Annotated in this window: 1 pseudogene; it reads right to left on the bottom strand. The window is 66.2% G+C overall.

What is annotated here, in order from left to right:
- Positions 1-941 (bottom strand): annotated as a pseudogene (locus IVB27_RS10465) (IS110 family RNA-guided transposase); the annotation flags it as partial.
- Between the last annotated feature and the right edge of the window lie 181 nt (positions 942-1,122).

The following is a 1,122-nucleotide window of genomic DNA, read 5'->3' as shown; positions in this document are numbered from 1 at the left end:
GGCCACGGCCACCGCGGCGATCTGATGGCCGCGCCGGGCGCGGATGCGCACGAAAAACGCATGCAGCGGACCGGGCGCCTTGGCCGCTGCCCAGGCCGCCTCGACCAGCATGGCGCGCGCGTGACTGCGGCCGATCTTGCTGATGCGGCCGTGATGGGCGGCGCCCAGTCCGGACTGCCGCACCCGCGGGTTCAGCCCAAAATAGCTCACCAGCTTCTGCGGGCTGTTGAACCGGCTGATGTCGCCGATCGCCGCCACGATGCCGGCAGCGACCGCCAAGTTGACGCCGGTGATCGTCATCAATCTGTTGACCGCGGAATCGTCCATGGCGTCCTGCGCGATCTCGCGGTCGAGCAGGGCCAGATCTTCCGCCAGCCGGTCAAGCTCGCGGACGTGCCGATCGATCGCCGCGCGCTCATCGTCCGGCAACGGTTGGGCGACCAACCACGCCCGGCCGCGGCCGTTGAAAAGATCGGCATGCGGGCACTTCGGGATCAGGTGCGCGTGCAGGATCGAATGCACCTCGTTCTTAAGCCGCGTGCGATGCCGCACGACCTGGTAGCGCCGCGCCACCAGCCGACGCTTGCGTTCCGTCTGCGCGTCAGGCGTCCAGATCTGCGGCAGGTACCCGGCCGCCTGCAGACTGGCGAGCGTGCCGGCATCGATCTTGTCGGTCTTGACGTGAGCCTGGGCGATCGCCTTCACCTGCAGCGGATTGGCGATAATCACCCGTGCCACGAACGGTGCGAGAACCCGCGACACCGCCATGCTGTTGGCATTGCTTCGAGCACCACCTCATCACTGGCAAGCAGGGTCTTGCTAAATCCCTCCAACGCAGTCCGCGTCATATCAACCCGGCCCGCATGTCGGAGCCTGCCATCCTCCCAAATCACCACCTCCCCAAAAGTTCGGTGGACGTCGATGCCAATCACCCGTCGCATTCGCACCTCCTGCCAATCAGACCACATGACGGGAGCTACGGGCGACACGCCAAGTACGGATTCGCGCTCTCAGCGCAACCGGGCGAGTCGCAGAGGCGGCCAGCTACTAACTCGAGCTCGCGGCTCATCGAATGCATCGGCCTGCCCGCACCTTCGTGCTCCCGGTGCCTCTGTCCCGATG

The organism is Bradyrhizobium sp. 197 (genome assembly GCF_023073375.1).
Lineage (GTDB): Bacteria > Pseudomonadota > Alphaproteobacteria > Rhizobiales > Xanthobacteraceae > Bradyrhizobium.
The sequence above is the reverse complement of the archived record's forward strand: the minus strand, read 5'-3'. Positions and strand labels throughout refer to the sequence as shown.